Source organism: Micromonospora halotolerans (assembly GCF_032108445.1).
In the GTDB taxonomy this organism is placed as follows: Bacteria; Actinomycetota; Actinomycetes; order Mycobacteriales; family Micromonosporaceae; genus Micromonospora; species Micromonospora halotolerans.
On the sequence record NZ_CP134876.1, the window covers coordinates 4,911,582 to 4,931,809 of the forward strand.

19 protein-coding genes are annotated in these 20,228 nt (G+C 74.3%); 4 read left to right on the forward strand and 15 right to left on the reverse strand.

What is annotated here, in order from left to right; translation table 11 throughout:
- Positions 1-4: 4 nt before the first annotated feature.
- From RMN56_RS23190 to RMN56_RS23200, 3 genes are all read right to left on the reverse strand, one after another.
- Entirely contained in the window at positions 5-424 is a 420-nt protein-coding gene (locus RMN56_RS23190; RefSeq protein ID WP_313719635.1) for a PPOX class F420-dependent oxidoreductase, read from the reverse strand.
- Positions 425-489: 65 nt separating this feature from the next.
- Entirely contained in the window at positions 490-1,692 is a 1,203-nt protein-coding gene (locus tag RMN56_RS23195; protein ID WP_313719637.1) for a D-alanyl-D-alanine carboxypeptidase family protein, read from the reverse strand.
- 323 nt (positions 1,693-2,015) lie between these two features.
- Positions 2,016-3,290: an alpha/beta hydrolase gene (locus RMN56_RS23200; protein WP_313719639.1), complete on the reverse strand. Its 1,275-nt coding sequence runs from the start codon at positions 3,288-3,290 to the stop codon at positions 2,016-2,018.
- Positions 3,291-3,348: 58 nt separating this feature from the next.
- On the opposite strand from RMN56_RS23200, the gene RMN56_RS23205 reads away from it, so the two are divergent.
- A complete protein-coding gene (locus RMN56_RS23205; protein WP_313719640.1) occupies positions 3,349-3,939 on the forward strand; it encodes a helix-turn-helix domain-containing protein in 591 nt (196 codons plus the stop codon).
- A 45-nt stretch (positions 3,940-3,984) separates the two neighbouring features.
- Here the strand turns inward: RMN56_RS23205 and rph are convergent, their stop codons facing one another.
- The 9 genes from rph to RMN56_RS23250 all read right to left on the reverse strand — a co-directional run bounded on the left by rph (position 3,985) and on the right by RMN56_RS23250 (position 13,025).
- Positions 3,985-6,582 carry a rifamycin-inactivating phosphotransferase gene (gene rph, locus RMN56_RS23210; RefSeq protein WP_313719641.1) on the reverse strand — a complete coding sequence of 866 codons (2,598 nt, stop codon included), beginning with the start codon at positions 6,580-6,582 and terminating at the stop codon, positions 3,985-3,987.
- Between the two features lie 290 nt (positions 6,583-6,872).
- The gene (locus tag RMN56_RS23215) at positions 6,873-7,529 is read right to left on the reverse strand and encodes an HAD family hydrolase (protein ID WP_313719642.1); all 657 of its coding nucleotides are present in this window, start codon (positions 7,527-7,529) and stop codon (positions 6,873-6,875) included.
- A 77-nt stretch (positions 7,530-7,606) separates the two neighbouring features.
- The gene (locus RMN56_RS23220) at positions 7,607-8,212 is read right to left on the reverse strand and encodes a response regulator transcription factor (RefSeq protein ID WP_313719643.1); all 606 of its coding nucleotides are present in this window, start codon (positions 8,210-8,212) and stop codon (positions 7,607-7,609) included.
- On the reverse strand, positions 8,209-9,360 hold the full coding sequence (locus RMN56_RS23225) for a sensor histidine kinase (RefSeq protein ID WP_313719644.1): 1,152 nt from the start codon (positions 9,358-9,360) through the stop codon (positions 8,209-8,211). The genes RMN56_RS23220 and RMN56_RS23225 overlap by 4 nt, the downstream gene beginning before the upstream one ends.
- 20 nt (positions 9,361-9,380) lie before the next feature.
- On the reverse strand, positions 9,381-10,112 hold the full coding sequence (locus RMN56_RS23230) for an ABC transporter permease (protein ID WP_313719646.1): 732 nt from the start codon (positions 10,110-10,112) through the stop codon (positions 9,381-9,383).
- Between the two features lies 1 nt (position 10,113).
- Positions 10,114-11,004, reverse strand: coding sequence for an ABC transporter ATP-binding protein (locus RMN56_RS23235; RefSeq protein ID WP_313719647.1), 891 nt, complete (start codon positions 11,002-11,004; stop codon positions 10,114-10,116).
- A 96-nt stretch (positions 11,005-11,100) separates the two neighbouring features.
- Positions 11,101-11,406: a hypothetical protein gene (locus tag RMN56_RS23240; RefSeq protein WP_313719648.1), complete on the reverse strand. Its 306-nt coding sequence runs from the start codon at positions 11,404-11,406 to the stop codon at positions 11,101-11,103.
- An 86-nt stretch (positions 11,407-11,492) separates the two neighbouring features.
- Positions 11,493-11,855 carry a hypothetical protein gene (locus RMN56_RS23245; RefSeq protein ID WP_313719649.1) on the reverse strand — a complete coding sequence of 121 codons (363 nt, stop codon included), beginning with the start codon at positions 11,853-11,855 and terminating at the stop codon, positions 11,493-11,495.
- 180 nt (positions 11,856-12,035) lie between these two features.
- Complete coding sequence (locus RMN56_RS23250; RefSeq protein ID WP_313719650.1) at positions 12,036-13,025, reverse strand: ArsR/SmtB family transcription factor; 990 nt, start codon at positions 13,023-13,025, stop codon at positions 12,036-12,038.
- A gap of 74 nt (positions 13,026-13,099) precedes the next feature.
- On the opposite strand from RMN56_RS23250, the gene RMN56_RS23255 reads away from it, so the two are divergent.
- Entirely contained in the window at positions 13,100-13,606 is a 507-nt protein-coding gene (locus RMN56_RS23255; RefSeq protein WP_313719651.1) for a tetratricopeptide repeat protein, read from the forward strand.
- 53 nt (positions 13,607-13,659) lie between these two features.
- Here the strand turns inward: RMN56_RS23255 and RMN56_RS23260 are convergent, their stop codons facing one another.
- Together RMN56_RS23260 and RMN56_RS23265 are read right to left on the reverse strand one after the other, a co-directional pair.
- Positions 13,660-15,033, reverse strand: a complete 1,374-nt coding sequence (locus RMN56_RS23260) for an MFS transporter (RefSeq protein WP_313719652.1) — start codon at positions 15,031-15,033, stop codon at positions 13,660-13,662.
- The gene (locus RMN56_RS23265) at positions 15,030-15,377 is read right to left on the reverse strand and encodes a nuclear transport factor 2 family protein (RefSeq protein WP_313719653.1); all 348 of its coding nucleotides are present in this window, start codon (positions 15,375-15,377) and stop codon (positions 15,030-15,032) included. Before RMN56_RS23265 ends, RMN56_RS23260 begins: the two co-directional genes overlap by 4 nt.
- A gap of 77 nt (positions 15,378-15,454) precedes the next feature.
- Here RMN56_RS23265 and RMN56_RS23270 point away from each other — a divergent pair, with 77 nt between their 5' ends.
- Complete coding sequence (locus RMN56_RS23270) at positions 15,455-18,070, forward strand: helix-turn-helix transcriptional regulator (RefSeq protein ID WP_313719654.1); 2,616 nt, start codon at positions 15,455-15,457, stop codon at positions 18,068-18,070.
- A gap of 19 nt (positions 18,071-18,089) precedes the next feature.
- Here the strand turns inward: RMN56_RS23270 and RMN56_RS23275 are convergent, their stop codons facing one another.
- On the reverse strand, positions 18,090-19,028 hold the full coding sequence (locus RMN56_RS23275) for a helix-turn-helix domain-containing protein (protein ID WP_313719655.1): 939 nt from the start codon (positions 19,026-19,028) through the stop codon (positions 18,090-18,092).
- 96 nt (positions 19,029-19,124) lie between these two features.
- On the opposite strand from RMN56_RS23275, the gene RMN56_RS23280 reads away from it, so the two are divergent.
- Entirely contained in the window at positions 19,125-20,171 is a 1,047-nt protein-coding gene (locus tag RMN56_RS23280) for a saccharopine dehydrogenase family protein (RefSeq protein ID WP_313719656.1), read from the forward strand.
- Positions 20,172-20,228: the final 57 nt, after the last annotated feature.

The following is a 20,228-nucleotide window of genomic DNA, read 5'->3' on the forward strand; positions in this document are numbered from 1 at the left end:
CGGCTCAGCCGACCTGGTCGTTGTCCTTCAGCGCGCCCCAGCCGTGCCAGCGGTCGATCTCGATGACGGCGCTCACCCGCCGGCGATCGCGCCGCGGGTACGCCCTCCCGGTGTAGTGCTGGGAGAGCCGGTCGATGTCGGCCAGGTCCTCGTCGTCGCGGAGTTCGACGACGCGCCCCAGGATCGTGACGTGGGTGTACCGGGCCTGCTCGTCGAGCACCGTCAGGGTGACCCGGGGGTCGTTGCGGAGATGGCTGAGCCGGCGGCGGCCCTCGTCCATGTTCACCATGATCCGACCGTCGTCCCACAGGTACCAGGTGGCCGCGGAGACCGGCTGACCGTCGGCCCGGAGCGTGGCGATGACCGCGGGGTTCGCCTTGCGCAGCATGGTGATCGCGGGTTCGGGCAGCGGCGGCTTCGACATGGTTCTCCTCCTCGCGACAGCGTGACCTCCGCAATGTACGCAACCGCCGGGGCGGATCCCGCCGGCTACCGTCTGGTCGCCGCCCGCGCCGCCCTCCGTCGCCGGGGCACCGCCAGCAGCAGGACGGCCAGGGCGCCGGCGGCACCGACGCCGAGGACGATCGGCCACGGCGTCGACCGCCCGGTCCGCGCCGCCCCGTGCTGCTCGGCCCTGACCTGGGCGACGGGACGGTCGTACTTCTTCTCGTCCGGGGTGACCAGGCGGCCGACCGACGCGCCGGGGGAGAGGGCGAAGCCCCAGTTCAGCAGCGCCGCCGCCTCGCCCAGGCTGCCCAGCGGCGCGGTCTCCGCGCCGAGCAGGGTCACGGCGAGCCGCCGGCCGTTGCGCTCGGCCACCCCCACGTACGTCTGCCGTGCCAGGTCGGTGAAGCCGGTCTTCCCGCCGACCGTCCCCGGGTAGTGGTCCAGCAGGGTGTTGTCGTGGGTCAGGGAGAAGCCGGCCCGTCCCGGCGCTGCCGGCACCTCCGCCACCCGGGTCGCGACGTACCGCCGGAAGTCCGCGCGGGCGTAGGTGGCGCGCGCGATCAGCGCCAGGTCGTACGCGCTGGTGTACTGACCGGGACCGTCCAGGCCGGACGGTGTCACGGCGTGGGTCTGGTGTGCGCCCAGCCGGTGTGCCTCGTCGTTCATGGCCTGGACGCCGCCCTGCCGTCCGTCGGCGCCACCGCCGACGCGGGCCAGCACGTTGGCGGCGTCGTTTCCGGATTTCAGGAGAAGCCCCAGCCACAGGCTCTCGATCGAGTACCGGCCGCCGGGCACCAGCCCCATCACCGAGCTGGCCGGATCGAGGTCCTGCAGATCCGCCCGGGTCACCTCGACCACCCGGTTCGGGTCGAGGCGGGGCATCAGGGCCGCGGCGAGCAGCATCTTCTGCACGCTGGCCGGCGTGCGGTGCTCGTGCGGTCCACACCCGCCCAGCACCGCGCCACTGTCCAGGTCGGCCACCAGCCACGAGGTGGCGGTCACCGCCGGGGCCGCCGGCGCACCGGCCGGGACGGACAGTCCCGCCGTCGCCAGCGACTCGCCGCCGACGGCGAGGTCGGCGGGACCGACCGGTGGCGGAGACGGTGCGGCCGGTGGGGCAACCGGCGGCGTCACGGTCGGGCAGGGCAGGTACGGCGTGGCGGCCCGCGCCGGTGACGCCGACACCGTGGCGGGCACGGTCAGGACGGCGCTGAGCACTACCGCGGCGGCGCGAATAATGGTCACGTCTTTGCACCGTAATCGCCCGCCATGCGGGCACGGCGCGGTTGCCGAAAGTGGTCCCGGGAGGGCGACAATTTCCGGCCTACGCCCGACCGGCACTCCCTCAAGGTGCTTGTGCCGTTTCGGGTGGCTCCGAAAGTGCGATTTCCGGCGCCCTCGACCGGTGAATCGCCGCAGCCGGGACGTTTCCCGGACCAGTGGAGACGCGGGGCGCGGCCCGGTCAGGACGGGACGGGTGAGCCGAGCGTCGTCCATTCCGTCGAAACGCGCCCCGTCGTTCGCCGCGCCGGCGAGCGTCGGGCGGAGGGCCGACAGCGGGGGAGACGTCACGACTGGCGGGCCGGCGCCAGCCAGTCGGCGATGTCGGCGACGACGGTGGGGTCGACGTGCTGCGCCGCCTCGTAATCGGCGGGCCCGGGACGGCCGGTGCCGCGGAAGAACAGGTGGTTGTCGGCGTCGTAGACACGGATCGTGACGCCGGGCCGGTCCGTGAGCCCGGCCTCCCATCGCGCGAGGTCGTCGTCGACGGTCACCTGGTAGTCGCGGCCGCCCTGGAGGATGAGCATCGGCTTGTCCAGTGCGGCCGCCGTGGAGACCGGGTCGTAACCGCGCAGGTCCCGCCAGTACGAGGCGGACAGGCCGAGCGGCAGGTCGGCGGCCGGTGTCGACGGGGACAGGTGCGGGCTGTCGACCAGCGCGGCCTGCCGCAGGAGCACACGCACGAACTCCTGCGTCGCCGGGTCGCCGGTCAGCGAGGCGAGGTAGCGGGCGACCCGCACGGCGGCCCGGTGCATCGGCTGCGCGTCGGCGGCCAGGAGCACCAGGCCGGCCACGGACGGCTCAGCGGCTGCCACGCGCGGCGCGACCTTGCCGCCCATGCTATGTCCGAGGACGAAGACGCGGGTGGGGTCCACTGTCGGCTGTCGCTGGAGGAGGTGAACGGCGGCGACGGCGTGCGGCACGTACTCGTCGGTCATGGTGAAATCGCGAGCCTCGGCCACCTGGCCGGCATGCGTGTGGGTCACCTTGTCGAAGCGCGCCACCGCGACGCCGCGGCTGGCCAGCCCCCAGGCGAGGTCCTTGAGCGGCTTGTTCGGGCCGCTGGTCTCGTCACGGTCGAACGGCCCTCCGCCGCTGAGCAGGACGACGCCGGGACGGGGGCCGGGCCTGCGGGGCAGGCTCACCGTGCCGGCGACAGCGAGCGGACCCGAGCCCACGGTGACCTCGTGCTCGTCGAACATGGTCGGGGACGCGTAGGGCGGCGGAGTCCACGCGGCGGGCGCACCGGGTGCGAGGCGGAGACCGTGCAGCATGCCGTCGGCGTCGACGGACATGATCACCGTGCGGTCGCCGCGCTCGCAGGTCACCGGAACGCTCACCCGGACCAGGCCGGCGGCGGTCGGCTCGCTCAGCGGTGCGCCCACGACGCGGAGCGCCCCGGATCTGCCGATCTCGGCCTCCCAGGCCGCCCGCAGTGTCCCGGCGGAGACGACGGCCCGCAGCGCGGGGGCGAACCGCTTCTCGATCTCGGCGAAGCGGCCGTCGCGGGCCAGTGCGACGACCTCGAGGGCGTGCTCCGCCGGCCTGCTTCCTGAGATCATCCCCGCCCCTTCCATTCTCAATTGTTGCGAACGTTAGCACGTATGAGATCGTTGGGCGATGGACGTCCTGGAGCTCCTGGCCCACCCGGTGCGGCTGCGGATCGTGCACGCCATGCGGGGCGGCCGCACGCTCACGACCGCGCAGCTCTGCGCCCGGATCTCCGATGTCTCGAAGGCGACCGTCTACCGGCACGTCGACCTGCTGGCCGGCGGAGGCATCCTGGAGGTCGCCGACGAGCGCCGGGTACGCGGCGCGGTGGAGCGTCGATACCGCCTGCGCCAGGACCGGGCGGTCATCGACCCCGCCGTGATGGAACTCCTCTCCGCCGACGACCATCGACGGGCGTTCGCCACCGCGATGGCCGCCCTGCTCGCCGAGTTCGACGCCTACCTCGACCGCGAGAACGCCGACCCGGCGGCGGACCTCGTCGGCTACCGACAGCACGCGCTCTGGCTCAGCAGGGACGAACTCCGTGAGCTGATCGGCGAACTGCGGACGGCCATCGCGCCCCGGCTGGCGAACCGATCGACACCCGACCGCGCCCGATACCTCCTCAGCCCGATCCTCTTCCCGACCGAGGAACCGAACACCGATCCCGACGCGGACCCGTCGGACCCTCCGGAAGCCCCCGGCGCCGCCGCGGTCTGAGGCACCGACGCCGCCCCGACCCGATCCTTCTGCCACGGGGGTCGGTCAGGGCAGGATCTCCACGTAGCCGTCGGTGCCGTGCACGCGGATCCGCTGCCCGTCCCGGATCAGCCTGGTCGCGTGCGCCACGCCGACGACGGAGGGCAGGCCGTACTCCCGGGCGACCACCGCACCGTGGGTCATGAGGCCGCCGACCTCGGTCACCAGTCCCTTGACCGCGACGAACAGGGGTGACCAGCTCGGGTCGGTGTACGCGGTGACCAGGATGTCGCCGGGGTCGAGGTCGGCGTCGGCCAGGTCCAGGATGACCCGGGCCCGCCCCTCGACGACCCCGCCGGAGACCGGGAGGCCGACCAGCGCGCCGGCCGGCACGTCGTCGCGTCGGTACGCCCCGGTGATGCCCTCACCCTCCGAGGTGAGCACCCGGGGTGGCGTGAGCGCGTGATACGACCGGAAGTCGTCCTTCCGCCTGCGGATGAGCCGGTCATCCACCTGGTTCGTGCGTACGACGTCGTGCAGCTCCTGGAACGTGAGGAAGAAGATGTCCTCCTTCTCGCGGAGGACGTTCGCCCGCACGAGGCGTTCGGCCTCCCTGAGCAGGGCCTGCTTGTAGACGAAGTAGCGGCTGACGATGGCGTACTTCGGATACTCCCGGTACCCGATGAAGGTGCGGACCCGGTCGATCATCCGCTTGGCCTCGTCCGCCTTCCGCTCGCCGTCCGGCAGGGCCCGCAGGCGTGCCAGGACGTCCTGTTCCTTCTTCGCCGCCTCCTGGCGCCCCTGCTCGAAGCGCCGCTCCCGGGCGCCCGGCGCGAAGTTCCGGATGTTGTCGAGGATGACGGGCACGAGGGTGGTGGGGCGTTCGCTCCAGCGCGGCCTCGTGATGTCGATCTCGCCGACACAGCGCATGCCGTATGTGTCGAGGAAGGCCAGGATGGCCTCCCGTGCTTCCGGGCCGCCCGGGAGCGTGGCCAGCTCGTCCAGGAAGTCCTCGTCCTCGACCTCCCGCAGGAAGGCGACCACCTCGGCGTGCGGGCGGATGACGTCGGCGACGTCCAGGAGCGCCAGGCCCATCTCCGACGTGACGTTGTGCGGCGCGGACAGGGTCAGCGTGTCGGCCGCGTTCTTCTCGCCCAGCCATGCCCACAGCTGGTCGTTGAGCCACCAGGTGGCCTCCATGCCCGCCATGATCGCCTGCATGCTCCGCGGTTCGGCCAGGAGCCGCTTGTGCTCCTGGAACGCCGCCAGGAGGAACTCGAACAGCGCCGGGCCGGACTGCGTCGCGATGTCGCGCCGCAGGGTGGCGATGGACGCCTGGCTGCGGTCGATCAGGTCGGTGACGATGGCCGGATCGGTCTCGATCGGCGCCGGCGCGCCGCCGGCGCGCGGCCCCGTCGGGGCCTGGTCGGGGAGCGACGGGAGGAAGTCGCCGCGGTCGATGACGGTCTCCAGCGCGTCCCGGACCAGGGGATCGGATCTGCCCGCCATCTCCAGCAGGCCGGCGCGGCTCGACGGCGCTGCCAGGGCCCGGGTGGCGTCGACGAACAGCCTGCCGCCGGCGTCGTACATCGGTGCCATGGCCGTCAGCTGCCACACGGAGAGCCCCAGGGGCTTCATGGGGTCGGTCATCATCTGCTGGTGACCGACCGAGATGAAGACGTGGTTCCCTCCGTCGCCGGTCTCGGGGACGGGGAACAGCGTGGTGATCGGCCGGCTCTGCACGATCTGGAAGTCGCCGTCGACCAGGCACCATTCGATGTCCTGTGGGTGGCCGAAGTGGGCTTCGATCCGCCGGCCCAGCTGCACCAGCCGGATGACCTGTGCATCCGTGAGCGCCGGCCGGTCCTGCCACGCCGCGTCGATCGCCTGTTCGGTCGTCCCGCCGGCCGGTAGGGCGTGGACGGCGAGCCGCTTCGTGCCGATCGTCCGGTCGACGATCGCACCCTCCCGCACCGTGTAGGCGTCCGCGTTCACCAGCCCGGAGACCAGAGCCTCGCCGAGGCCGAAGCTGGCCTCCACGGTGGCGACCTTCCGGTGGGACGTCACGGGGTCGGCCGTGAACAGGATGCCGGACACCTGCGGGAAGACCATCTTCTGCACGACGACGGCCATGTGGACGGTGCGGTGGTCGATGCCGTTCCGCTGGCGGTAGGTCACGGCCCGCTCGGTGAAGAGCGAGGCCCAGCACCGGCTGACGTGCTGGAGGATCGCGGCCGTCCCCAGGACGTTGAGGTAGGTGTCCTGCTGGCCCGCGAAGGAGGCCGTCGGCAGGTCCTCGGCCGTCGCGCTCGATCGGACGGCGTAGGCCGCCTGTTCCCCGAGTCGGGTGAGAGCGCGGGTGATCGCCGCCGCCACATCGTCGGCAAGGGCGGTTCCCTCGATGGTCCGGCGGACCTCCGCGCTGACCGCGCGGATCGCCTCCCGGTCGTCCGGGGCCAGGCGCGACAGCTCGTCGAGCCGGTCGTCGATCGACGGCGCCTCGGCCATGACCCGCCGGAAGGCGTCCGTCGTGACGCAGAAGCCGGGCGGCACGTCGATGCCGTCGATCCGGGTCAGCGCCCCGAGATGCGCGCCCTTGCCGCCGACGATCGCGACCTGCCCCTCGTCGACCTCGGGGAGACCCCGCACGTACCGCTCGGTCATCGCGACACCTCCGAGGTGGCCGTCGCCGATGCCATCAGCGATTCGACGTCACCGCGCTCCCGACCGGTCGCCCACAACATGCGCACGTCGTGCCCCGTTTCTTCGTACGTTCCTGGGTCCGGCCGACGATTCTGCGGCACCACCCGGGTCTTGCGGCAAGACCCCTGGTGCGATATACATTAAAGTGGGGCGAAGTTCTCGGGCCGACGAAGTTCTCAGGCCGTGGGCAATGAGCGAGAGCCGCCTGGATTCATCGTTGGCCGCGTGCATTCTCCGCCGCCCACCTGCCGTCAGCCGCCTGCCGCGTTGTGCTTCGCCACCAGGTTCGGAAGTTCGTCCAGCGAATCGATGCGGAACAGGCACTGCGCGGCCACGGCGGGCATGTCGAGGATGTGACCCCACGGGCCGCGCCGGATCAGGCACGTCTTCATGCCAGCCGCCATGGCCGGGCGTACGTCGTTGTCGGGCCGGTCGCCGACGTACAGGATCGACGACGCGGCACCACCGCTCGCACGGATGACGTGCGCGAAGAAGGCCGGTGCCGGCTTCGCCACGCCCCAACCGTGCGACGTGCCGATCACATCCACGGGCAGGTCGAGAGCCCGGAGGCTCGCCTCGGCATGGGCCGGCTGGTTGCCGGCCAGGCCCACGAACAGGCCCTGGTCCTTCAGGGACCTCAGGCACGATCGCGCGTCGGGGTAGAGATCCTCTTCGCCGAACGCCTCCGGTTTGCCGGCGGCTGCCCGCCGTTCGAGCTCGACCGCGAGGTTGAAGTTGGGCCGGAAGACCCGGAACGGTTCCTGCCAGTCCAGGCCCCGTGCGATCGCCGCGCCGAAAACCGCCGAGAAGGTGTGCCGTGGAACGCCGAACCAGTCCGCCCAGTCCCCGAACTCGCGGGACTCGTCGAGAATCGTCCCGCCGACATCGAAGAAGACCGCGTCGATCACTTCGTTCCTCCGTCACCGTCGCCGTCGCCGGATCATAGGCGGACGCCGGGGACCTCGTGGGGCGCGCGGATCCGGGCCTAGATCCAGCCGTTCGCCCGGGCGCTGACGGCCGCCTCGATCCGGTTGCGGGTGCCGGTCTTGCCGATGGCGGCCGACAGGTAGTTGCGGACGGTGCTCTCGGACAGGCGCAGGCGGGCCGCGATGTCGGCGACGGTGGCGCCGTCCACGGCGGCGGCCAGCACGTTCCGCTCCCGGTCGGTGAGCGGGTTCGGGCCGGTCGACAGGGCCGCCGCCGCGAGAGCCGGATCGATCACCCGCTGACCGGCCAGGACGCGCCGGACCGCCGACGCCAGTTCCTCCACCGGCCCGTCCTTGACCAGGAAACCGGCGGCGCCGGCCTCCATCGCCCGCCGCAGGTAGCCGGGCCGGCCGAAGGTGGTGAGGATCAGCACCCGGCAGCCGGGCAACCGTTCCCGCAGCGTCGCCGCGGTGTCCAGGCCGCTGCCGTCGGGCAGCTCGATGTCCAGCAGCGCCACGTCCGGGCGGTTGCTCAGGGCCGCCTCCAACGCCTCGGCGGCGGTCCCCGCCTCCGCCACCACCTCGATGTCGGGTTCGAGGTTCAACAGCAGGGCCAGCGCGCCGCGCATCATGCCCTGGTCCTCCGCGAGCAGCAGCCGGATCATGCGGTCACCGTCCCCTGTGGGACCGCGGGGACCCGGGCGGTGAGCAGCAGTCCACCACCGCGGGCCGGGCCGACGTGGAGGGTCCCGCCCGCCTGCTCGATGCGCTCGGTGAGACCACGCAGGCCGTTGCCCGGCTCGGGCCGGCCACCCACGCCGTCGTCCCGGACGGTCAGCACCGCCCTCTCGGCGTCGGCGCTGACCTCGATGTCGCACCGCGACGCGCGGCTGTGCCGCAGCACGTTGGTCACGCCCTCGCGCAGCACCCACCGGAACGCATCGTCGGCCTCGACGTCGAGCGGATGCCCGCTCTCCCGCACGGTGACCGTGATGCCGACGTCGGCCAGGACGCTCCGCGCGTTGTCCAGCTCCCGGCCGAAGCCGTGCTCGCGGTAGCCGGTGACCGCCTCGCGGACCTCGGCGAGCGCGGTGCGTCCGATCCGCTCGATGTCGGCCGCCTCGGCGGCGGCCCGGCCCGGGTCCGTCGGGGTGAGCCGCCGCACCACCTCCGCCTTCACCACCACCAGCGACAGGGTGTGCCCGAGCAGGTCGTGCAGGTCCTTGGCGAACCGGAGTCGTTCCCGCTCCACCACCGTCCGGGCCAGCTCCCGCTGGGTGCGGCGGAGCTCGTCCACCAGGCGGGCCACCCGCGTGAACGCCAGGGTCATGGCGCCGCCGAGCAGCGTGATGAGGGCCACCTGGGCGGTGTCGTCGGCCGGCAGGCGGCGCGCTGTCCCGATCACCAGGACGGCGGCGACGCTGCCGCCGACCCAGCCGAAGCCCCAGCCCGTCCGGACCAGCCCCACCGCGCCCGCGGAGCAGACGTACAGGAGCAGGGCCAGCCAGCCCTCCGGGGCGCCCGCGTAGGCGGCGGCGAGCCCGAGCAGCGCGAGCAGGGCCAGACCGGCGTGGTGCAGAGCCGGCCGGACCGCCAGGTCCGCCACGGGCACGGCCACCAGCGCGAGGTAGAGCAGCGCGAAGGCGCCCAGTCCGACCGCTGCCACGGGTGCGGGCTGCACCTGCCCTCGTGTGATGGCGGCGGCCGGGGGCAGCAGCAGCCACAGCCACAGCGTGTGAGCGGCCACGAGCACGAGGCCGCGGCGCTGCCGGCTCCGGTCGGCGGCACCCGGCGCGGGGCTGTCCCGGGGCATGGTGGACACCGTAGCGGCCGTCAACGGCGTGCGGTCGCGCGCCGGTAGGCCCACGCCGCGACGGCCGCGAAGACCACGGTCCACGCCGTGAGCAGCCCCAACCCGGACGGGGTGGGCGCCAGCCCGGCGACCGACCGCCAGCCGAGTTCGGCGTACCGGTACGTCGGTAACGCGTGCGCCAGCTGCCGCAACGCGGTGGGGAAGTACGTGACCGGCACCAGCAGGCCACCGAGCACCGACAGGCCGAGGAAGGCCAGGAAGTTGACCGGCTGGGCGAGGTGCGGCGCGACCCCGTACCCGATGGCGAGCCCGAGCAGGGCGAAGGGCACCGTACCGACCCACATGAGCAGCAGCAGCGCGAGCCACCGGCCGGCACCCAGCTCGATGTGGTGCTGGAGCCACCCGGTGACGCCGACCGCGAGCACCGACGGCACCCCGCTGAGCGTGCAGACCAGGGCCTTCGCGCCGACCGCCCGCCAGGGCGGCAGCGGGGTGACGCGGAGCTGGTGCAGCCAGCCCACCGCGCGTTCCTGGGCGACCAGCGACCCCACCGAGAGCACGCCCGCCACGGCGCCGTACCCGGCCAGCCCCACCATGAGGGCGGCCGCCGCGTCCACACCCTCCAGCCGGTCGCCGCCGCTGGTCAGACCCGAGAAGATCAGGTACGTGACCACGGGGCCCAGGACGGTGAACAGCGCGAGGCGGGGGTCCCGGGCCAGCCGGCGCAGCTCGAATCGCAGGTAGGCGCGCATGTCAGTGCTCCGTTCCGGTGGCCGTGAGGGTGAGGAAGGCGGTCTCCAGCGCGGCGGAGACCTCCAGGTTCCGGAAGCCGCGGTCGGCGGCCAGCGCCAGGACGGTGGCGTCGGCGTCGTCGGTGCAGAGGACCACCCGGTCGCCCCGCACCGCCACGGATCGGACGCCGGGCAACCGCTCCAGCCCGTCGGCCGTCGCCCCGGCGAGGTCGAACGCGACGGTACGGCCGCCGGCCAGGCCACGGATCTCCGCGGGCGGCCCGTCGGCCACCACCCGACCCGCGGCGAGCACCACGACCCGGTCGGCGAACTCGTCCGCCTCGTGCAAGTGGTGGGTGCTGAACAGGACGGTGTGGCCCTCGGCGGCGTACCGCTGGATGGCGGCCCAGAAGGCCTGCCGGGCCGCGACGTCCATGGCCGCGGTCGGCTCGTCGAGGACCAGCAGGTCCGGCGCGCCGGCCAGTGCGAACGCGAACCGGGCGCGTTGCGCCTCGCCGCCGGAGAGCCTGTCCCACCGCCGGTCGGCCCGGTCGGTCAGCCCCGCGGTCGCGAGGATCCGGTCGGTGGCCAACGGGCGCGGGTAGAGCGCGCGGGCCAGCTCGATCACCTCGCGGACGGTGGCGCCGGGCACCACGCCGGAGTCCTGGAGCATGGCGCCGACCAGGCCGGCCCGGACCGCCTCGGCGGGGGACCGGCCGAACAGGGACACGGTGCCCGCGTCGGGCGGGGTGAGGCCGAGCATGATCGAGATGGCGGTGGTCTTCCCCGCGCCGTTGGGTCCGAGCAGGGCGAGGGTGGTTCCCCGCGCGATGGTCAGGTCGAGGTTGTCGACGGCCCGAACGGCTCCGAACCGCCGGGTGAGCCCGGTGAGGCGTACCGCGGTGTCATCCATGCCCGTGACGCTATGGAGGTCTCCACGAGCGGGGCAGAGCCGCCGGTACGCGGTGTGCGGTGACAAATGTCCCGGCCCGTGGGCCGGGCGCGTGGCTCAGCGCGGGGCGTGGCGGTCCGCCGCGGCGTACGAGGCGGCCGCGGTGAGCGCGGAGACGACCAGCACCGAGGGCCACGCGCCGATGCGCCTGGCCAGCGGGTGCGACAGGCCGAAGGCCCCGGCGTAGGTCGCGAGCAGGGCCGCCGTCACGGCGGGGCTGGTCCGCCGGGCCCACTCGCGGCCCGCCAGCACACCGCCCGTGGCGAGGACCGCGCCGCCGAGGGGACGGTTACCGGTCCGGCGGGCGAGCTGCCAGCCGCCGATGAGGGACCCGGCGGTGGTCACTGCGGTGGGAAGGCCCATTTCCCGACCGTACACCGGCGAGCGCCGCCCGGGTCCCAGCTCGGTCGGGTGGTCAACCGGCGGGCGTCAGCGGACCCGGCCCCCGGTCAGGAGCGCCGGCCGCGCGTGCGCAGCGCGTCCTCCGACTGGACGTCGATGTCCGCGTCGTCGGGGAACGACCGTCGCGTCGGCGCCGGGTCCGGGGGCGCGCCGGGACCCGCCATCTGCGTACGGGTGGGCTCGACCGGTCCGAACCCGTGCCGGCCGGATCGGACCGACGGCGCGGCCGGCGTATCGGCACGGCGCTCGCCGCGCCGTCCCTCGGGTACGGCGGTCTCCTCGCTGCCCTCGTCCATCGGATCGTGCTCGCCCAGGCCCCACGGCGGTTCGGCGTCGAAGCCGTCCCGGGTGACCCAGGGGTTCGCCGCCTCCGGCTGCTGCCTGTCGCCCCGCCCGCTGCTGCCCGTCATCGCGCACCTCACTGGTCTCGTCCGCCGGTACCCGGGTCGATTGCCCGCCCCGGTCGACGTCATTCCCCGGACCGCCGGTCGTCCGCTCCGCCGGTTCGTCCGTAATGCGCCCGGCTGCGCGGTTTGGCGCCCGCCGTCGTCAGGCGGGGAGCGCCCCGCTGTGCGGTTTGGTGCCCGTCGTCAGGCGGGGAGCGTCCCGCTGAGCAGCGCGGTGCCCAGCGGCGTGCGGCGGTAGCGGATCTCGTGCCCGTGACGCTCGCCCACCGCCAGCCCGGCCTCGCGGAGCACGGTCAGATGCTGCGACACGGTGCCGGCTGCCAGGGCGTGCCGGTGGGCCAGGACGGTCGTGCTGACGGGCTCGGTCAGCCCGGCCAGGAGGGTGGCGCGGCTGCGCCCGATGAGGCGGCCCGCGGCCGCCAGCTCCTGCGTCCGCGTCGACTGCCACAGGGTGCCCAGGCCGCGCGCCGGATAGATCACGGTGGGCTGCCACGGCTCGTCGAGGATCACCAGGACCTGGTCGAACTTGAACGCGCTCGGGATGAGCAGCAGGCCCTCGCCGGTGAGCTGGCGGTCCTCGTGGTCACCGCGGTCGCGGGTGAGGACCCCGTCGTGCCAGCGCAGCTGGGGGTGCAGTTCGGCGAAGAGGCGGTCCAGGCCGCCCTCGGCGAGCCGGCGGCTCTGATGGGCCACGTCGGCGTCGAGCAGGGCGCGGACGTTCGGCCACACCGGCCGGATCACCTCGTCCCACACGTTCCGGATCACGCCGGTGAGCAGGCGCAGCGCGTCGGCCGGGTCGGCCAGCAGCCGGCGGCCCACCGAGCTGCGCGCCGCGCCGCGGGTCTCGTGCAGCGAGCGGGCGATCTCCCCGGCCACCCGGTCGAGGGGGGTCGCCTCGATGCGGGCCAGCTCCTCCTCGAAGCGGGGACGGGCCGTGGTCGGCGGCGGGGACAGGAAGTCCGGGCTGTAACCGCGGCGGGGTTGCAGCAGCGTGACCGGGCGCAGGTCCAGCGCCGCCAGACGGTCCCGCATCGCGTGGAGGAAGCCCTGGTGGTAGCCGGGGGTGTCTTCGGGTGTGGTCAGCCGGATGGCCTCGATCGTCTCCAGCGCCGGCGACACGGCGAACCGGCAGCGCATGAGGTCGGCCGGGCTGAACCGCAGCGTGATCGCCATGTCCGTCCCTCCAGTGATTCGCTCCTCGCCGAATCACTGGCGACACCCTACCCGTTCCGGCCACCATCGCCGCCATGACGACATCACCGGACTGGGAACGACGCAGCGCCGAACTGTGGGCTTCCATCGACGACCACGAACCCGCGGAGTTCCGCAAACGCGTCGACGCGCTCGCCGCCGAACTGCCGGACGGCGACCCCGTGGCCGCGTTCGAGCGCGCCTGCGCCTTCGACTCCACCGGCCACTCCGACCGGGCCGTGCCGCTGTACCGGGCCGCGCTGGCCGGCGGCATCTCCGGCATCCGCCGCCGGCGGTCGGTGATCCAGTTGGCCAGCTCGCTGCGCAACGTGGGCCGGGCGGAGGAGGCGGTCGACCTGCTCACGGCCGAGCGGCAGCAGCCGGCCGACGAGCTCGACGACGCGGTCAGCGCCACGCTGGCCCTGGCGCTGACCAGCGTGGGCCGGGAACGGGAGGCCGTCGCCGTCGCGGTCGCCGCGCTGGCCCCGCACCTGCCCCGCTACCAGCGTTCCATGGCCAACTACGCCCGCCTGCTGGTCGAGCCCGAGGAGGCGGAGAGCTAGGAAGCACCGTTGCACCGGCCGCCGTCGCGGGGACGGCGGCCGGTGGATCGGCGTCATCGCTTCGGCAGCAGTTGGATGACCGCGGCCAGCGCGAGTTCCAACGCGACGAGCGCGACCAGCCCGGCGCGGAACCCGCCGGTCAGGTCGGCGGCCTGGTAGAAGACGATGCCGATCAGGGCCACGCCGACAGCGTTGCCGGTCTGGTTGACCGTGGCGAGCACGCCGGCGGCGGCGCCGGTGTGCGACGGGCTGACCCGGGCCAGCACCGTGGTGGTGAGCGGCGCGAGCGCGATGCCCATCCCGATGCCGTCCACCGCGAGCCCCGGCACGAGCCAGCCGGTCCCGTGGCCGGCCGCCGCCCACATGCCGTACAGGCCCACCACCATCACCAGCGCGCCGACCGTGACCACCTGGCGACCGAGCCGGGCGGCGATCCGGTGGGCGTACGTCGAGGTGGCCAGGTAGCCGGCGCCGATCGCGGTGAAGACGACGCCGGACTCCAGCGCCGACAGGCCCCGTTCGACCTGCAGGTAGAGGGCCAGGATGAGGAAGAAGGAGGCCTGCCCCATCCAGAACACCTGGGTCGCCACCAACCCCACCGAGAACGCCCGCTCGCGGAACAGCGCCGGGTGCACCAGGGGTTGCCCGCTGCGCCGCTGGGTCGTCACGAACAGCGCGAACAGCAGCACCGAGGCGGCCAGGCTCAGCCACGTCCAGAGCGGCCAGCCCTGTTCACGCCCCTCCACCAGCGGGAGCACCAGCGCCACCAGCGCCGCGCTGACCAGCACCACGCCGGCCAGGTCGAGCCGGGCCGCCGGGTGGCGGGACTCGGGCACCCGGCGGAGGAGGGCCAGCGCTGCCACGCCGATCGGCAGGTTGATCAGGAAGCACAGCCGCCAGTCCAGGCCGAACAGGTCGGCCTGGATGAGCAGGCCGCCGATCAACTGCCCGAAGACGGCGCCCAGGCCCATCGTGAGGCCGTACCGGGCGAACGCCTTCGGCTGCTCGGCGGGCGCGACGCTGGTGCGCACGATGGCCAGCACCTGCGGCATGAGCAGCGCCGCCGCGAGCCCCTGCAGCACCCGGGCGCCGAGCAGGACGCCCGCGGTGGGCGCGAGCCCGCAGAGCACCGAGGCGGCGGTGAACAGCGCGAGGCCGAGCCCGAAGATCCGGCGGCGGCCGTACCGGTCACCCAGCCGGCCACCGGTGATCAGGCCGGCGGCCACCGCGAGGACGTAGCCGGCGACCACCCACTCCAGGGCGGCCGGGCCGGCGTTGAGGTCGCGTTGCATCGCCGGCAGTGCCACGTTGACGATGAACGCGTCGATCGCCGTCATGAACGTGGCGGTCAGCAGCACCGGCAGGAAGCTGACGGAGCGGGCGGCCGGGGCGGTGACCGGCGCCGGCCGCGCGGCCAGGACGGTCATGCCGGCACCCGGTCCAGGAAGCCGTGCACGGTGGTGATCCGGCCGTCGGCGACGACCGCGACGTCGAAGCCGACGACGATCGGCTCGGCGCCGCGCGGGCCGAGGTGCCAGGTGAAGCGGGCCAGGTCGTGGTGCGCGTCGACCGGGCCGGCGAGGCGGAACTCCAGGCCCGGGAACTGCTGCTGCACGCCGGCGATCAGCGCGTCGATCTGGTCGCGCCCGGCGACGGCGGCCAGCGGGTCGGTGTACGTCCCGTCGGCGGTCCAGACCTCGTCGATGAGGGCTCGGCGGGCGGCGGGGTCGGTGGTGTTCCAGGCGGTGAGGTACTTCTCGATCAGTTCCATGGCCCCGACGCTAGGGATGATCCGGGGCCCGGGAATCGGTAGCGCTTAGGTACTGCGTACCTGTGTAGGGTGCGGGAATGTTGCACGGCCGCGGCGCAGAGCAGGACCGGATCGCGGCCCTGGTGGCGCGGGCCCGGGCGGGGGAGAGCGCCGCGCTGGTGCTGCGGGGCGGCCCGGGCATCGGCAAGACGGCGCTGCTGGACTGGGCGGCCGAGCTGGCGTCACCGGCCGCCGGCCCGGCGCGCGTGCTGCGCGCCAGCGCCGCCGAGTTCGAGGCCGAGCTGCCGTTCGCCGGGCTGAGCCAGCTCGTGCGGCCCGCGCTCGACCGCCTCGACCGGCTGCCCGGGCCGCAGCGGCAGGTGCTCGCCGCCGCGTTCGGCCTCGGCGGCGGCGTTCCGGCCGACCGGCTGCTGGTGGGGCTCGCCGTGCTGTCGCTCCTGGCGGATCTCGCCGAGGACGGTCCCCTGCTCTGCCTCGTCGACGACGCGCACTGGCTGGACACCGTCTCGGCCGAGGCGCTGCTCTTCGCCGCGCGCCGCCTGCACGCCGAGGGCGTCGTCATGATCTTCGCGGCCCGGGACGGCAGCTTCCCCGCCCCGGGCCTGCCCGAGCTGACCGTGGGCGCGCTCGCGCCGGCCGACGCCGTCCGGCTGCTCGACCCGCGGCTCGCGCCGGAGGTGCGGATGCGGGTGCTGGCCGAGGCGCAGGGCAACCCGCTCGCGCTGATCGAGCTGCCCGGAGTCGTCGCCGCCGGCGGGACCGACGGCCCGCTGCCGCTGACCGACCGGCTGCTCGCGGCGTTCCACGGCCAGGTCGACCGGCTGCCCGCCGGCACCCGGGCGCTGCTGCGCGTCGCCGCCGTCGAGGACACCGGCGACCTGGACGTGCTGCTGCGCGCCGCCGCGCCGCTCGGCGGCGGCCCAGCCGACCTGCGCGCGGCGGAGGAGGCCCGGCTCGTCGAGGTCACCGGACGGCGGCTGCGGTTCCGTCACCCGCTGGTCCGCGCCGCGGTGCACGCGGCCGCACCGTACCCGGAGCGGCTCGCGGCGCACCGGGCGCTCGCGGACGTGCTCACCGCGCCGGACACCGCCGACCGGCGGGCCTGGCACCTCGCCGCGGCCACCACGGGCCCGGACGAGCGGGTGGCCGCCGCGCTGGAACGCACCGCCGAGCAGGCCCGCGGGCGCAGCGGCTACGGCGCCGCCCTGGCCGCGTTCGAGCGCGCCGCGGAGCTGAGCGGGGACGAGGCCGCGAAGGCGCGCCGGCTGTTGCTGGCCGCGGAGAGCGGGCTGCAGTCCGGGCGCCTCGGCGACGCCGTCCGGCTCGCCGAGCGGGCGGCCGGCCTCGTGGCCGACCCGACCTTCCACGCCCGCGTCGCCTGGGTCGAGGGGCACGCCTGGTTCTGGCAGGGCGGCCACCAGACCGCGTACGACCTCATGACCCAGGGCGCGACGCTCGACCCTGAACAGCGGGACGCGTTGCTGGTGGCCGCGTTCCACCCGGCCTGGTACCTCGGTGAGCCGCAGCTGGGCGCCTGCCTCGACCAGCTCGCCACGCTCGACCATCCGGTGGCCCGCTACCAGGTCGCCGCCGTGCGCGACCGACCGCTGCCGCTGGCCGCGACCGCCGCCCAGGTGGGCGGCGAACCGCGCGACCGGCTGCAACTCTGCGGGCTCGGCTTCGTCGCCGGGCAGGACGCCGAGACGTACGAGCTGGCCGGCGCCCTGGTCGCCCGCTGCCGGGCCGACGGCGTCCTCGGCCTGCTGCCCACCCTGCTGTTCTTCCTCGCCGAGGCCGAGTTCTTCCACGGCCGCCACCGGGACGCCACGGTCAGCCTCGACGAGGCGGTGCGGGTGGCCCGGGACGGCGGCCAACCGCTCTGGGTCAGCCAGTTACGTGCCGTCCAGGCGGTGCTCGCCGCGGTGGCCGGTGACGAGGCGAGCTGCCGGGACCTGGTGGCCTCGGCGCTGGACGGCGCCCCGGCGGGCGCGGAGGCGGGCGGTCGGGCGTGGACGCTGTGGGCGCTGGGCCTGCTCGACCTCGGCCAGGGCCGCGCCGAGTCCGCCGTGGCCCGGCTCGCCGCCCTGCAGGAGAACCCGTACGCCCACCAGGTGTGCGCGTACCGGAGCGTGCCCGACCTGGTCGAGGCGGCCGTCCGGGCCGGCGTGCCCGAGCGGGCCGGCGAGGCGTACGCCCGTTTCCGGGCCTGGGCGGAGCGGGTGGACCAGCCCTGGGCGATGTCCCTGGCGTACCGGTGCCGGGCGCTGCTCACCGGCGACGAGCAGGATCACCTGCTCGCCCTGAAGGCCGGTGGCCGCGCGTTCGAGCAGGCCCGCACCGAGCTGCTGTACGGCGAGTGGTTGCGCCGCGCCCGGCGCAAGGCCGAGGCACGCGGCCAGCTGCAGCGCGCCCTGCACACGTTCGACCAGTTGGGGGCGGCGCCGTGGGCGGCGCGGGCGCGCGGCGAGCTGGAGGCCACCGGGCTGCGTGCCCCGCAGCCCGCCGCGTCGGCCGGCGCCGACCTCACCCCGCAGGAGCTGCAGATCGTCCGGCTGGCCGCGACGGGACTGTCCAACCGGGACATCGCCGCGCAGCTCTTCCTCAGCCCGAAGACGGTCGCGTACCACCTGTACAAGGCCTACCCGAAGCTCGGTGTGGCCGGCCGCGCGGAGCTGAGCGCCCTGGCTCTGTGAGAACGGCGGGGGCCGGGGGTCAGGCGCTGCGGAAAGTGCGACGGTAGGTCTCCGGCGGCACGCCGACGGTCCGGTTGAAGTGTCGGCGCAGCGTCGTGGCGGTGCCCATGCCGGCCGCCCGCGCGATGGCGTCGATGCTCCGGTCGGTGTTCTCCAGCAGCTCCTGGGCCCGGCGGATCCGCTGCGTCGACAGCCACTGCAGCGGGGTGGTGCCGGTCGCCGCCACGAAGTGGCGGGCCAGGTTGCGCGAGCTCATGTTCGCCTGGCGGGCCAGGTCCTCCACGGTGAGCGGACGGTTCAGCCGTGCCATCACCCAGGGCAGCAGGTCGGCGAGGGGATGGTCGTCGCGGGCGGGCACCGGGGTGGTGACGAACTGGGCCTGGCCGCCGGCGCGATGCGGCGGCACGACCAGGCGGCGGGCGACGGCGTTGGCCACCGTCGAGCCGTGGTCGCGCCGGATCAGGTGCAGGCACAGGTCGACCGCGGCGGCCTTGCCGGCGGAGGCGAGCACGGTGCCGTTGTCGACGTAGAGCACGTCCGGGTCGACCCGCACCCGGGGATGACGGGCGGCCAGCTCCTCGGTGTGGGCCCAGTGCGTGGTGGCGCGCAGCCCGTCCAGCACCCCGGCGGCGGCCAGCACGAACGCGCCCGTGCACAGCGAGACCAGCCGAGCGCCGGCCTGGTGGGCCGCGCGGACGGCGTCGAGCAGCTCGGGCGGCACGTCCGCGTCGATGTCCGCCACGGCGGGAACGATCACGGTGTCGGCGTGGGCGAGCCAGTCCAGGCCGTCGTCGGGTTCCACCCGGAACCTGCCGATCGCGACCGGGCCCGGGCCGCAGACCACGAGGTCGTACCACGGGTCCGCCAGGCCCGAGGGGTCGCGGGCGAAGACCTCGCACGCCATGGCGAACTCGAAGTGCAGCATCCCGTCGGTGGCGGCGAGCGCGATCGTGGCCATGTCCGAAACTGTACGGGCCATGGCGTTCCAGACACTGGCCCGGGTCGGCCGTCGCGGCGAGGATCGTCTCAGTCGATCTTCCGAGGGGGAATTCAGATGGGTTCGGGTCAGACCGTGGCGGTGTTCGGTGCGTACGGGCACACCGGGCGGTTCGTGGTGGCGGAGTTGCGCGCTCGCGGGTTCGTCCCGCTCCTGCTCGGCCGCGACGCGGGCCGGCTCCGGGCGCTGGCGGCGTCGCATCCGGGGCTCGAACACCGGGTGGCGTCGGCCGACGACCCGGCCTCGCTCGACCGGGCGTTGCGGGGCGCGGCCGCGGTCGTCAACTGCGCCGGCCCGTTCGCCTCGACGGCGGCCCCCGTCATCGAGGCGGCCCTGCGCGCCGGGATCCCGTACGTGGACGTGGCGGCGGAGATCGAGGCCAACGTCGACACCTTCGCGCGGTTCACCGACCGGGCCCGGAGCGCCGGCGTCGCGGTGGTCCCGGCGATGGCCTTCTTCGGCGGCCTCGGTGACCTGCTGGTCACGGCGGCGATGGGCGACTGGACGGCGGCCGACGAGGCGCACGTCGCGTACGGGCTGAGCAGTTGGCACCCCACGGCCGGGACCCTCGCCTCGGGCACCGTCTCCCGGGAGCGGCGGGACGGCCGGCGGGTCCGCTACACCGGTGGGCGGCTGGAGTACCACCGCGGCGAGGGCGACCTGCCGGTTCTGGAGTGGACCTTCCCCGCTCCGCTGGGTACCCGCACCGTCCTCGGCGGGTTCACGATGGCCGACGTGGTCACCATCCCCAGCCACCTGTCGATCCCCGAGGTGCGCACCTACATGACCACCGACGCCGCCCGGGACCTGGCCGGCCCGGACACGCCCGCACCGGCCGCGGTCGACGAGCTCGGCCGGTCCGCCCAGACGTTCACGGTCGACGTGGTCGTGCGCTCCGGCGACCGGCGGCGCGGCGTCGTCGCCAGCGGCCGGGACATCTACGCCGTCAGCGCGCCGCTGGCGGTCGAGGCGGTCCGGCGCATTCTCGCCGGTCTGACGCGGACGACCGGGGTCGCCTCGGCCGGCGAGATCTTCGACGCGCCGGATTTCCTCCGGGCATTGTCCGCCCACCTCTCGGTGGCCGCGCGCCAGGACGGCAATTAGGCGCTGTTCGTCCCGAATGGCGGGTATCTTTTTGGGTGGATCGAATCGCGGCAAAAC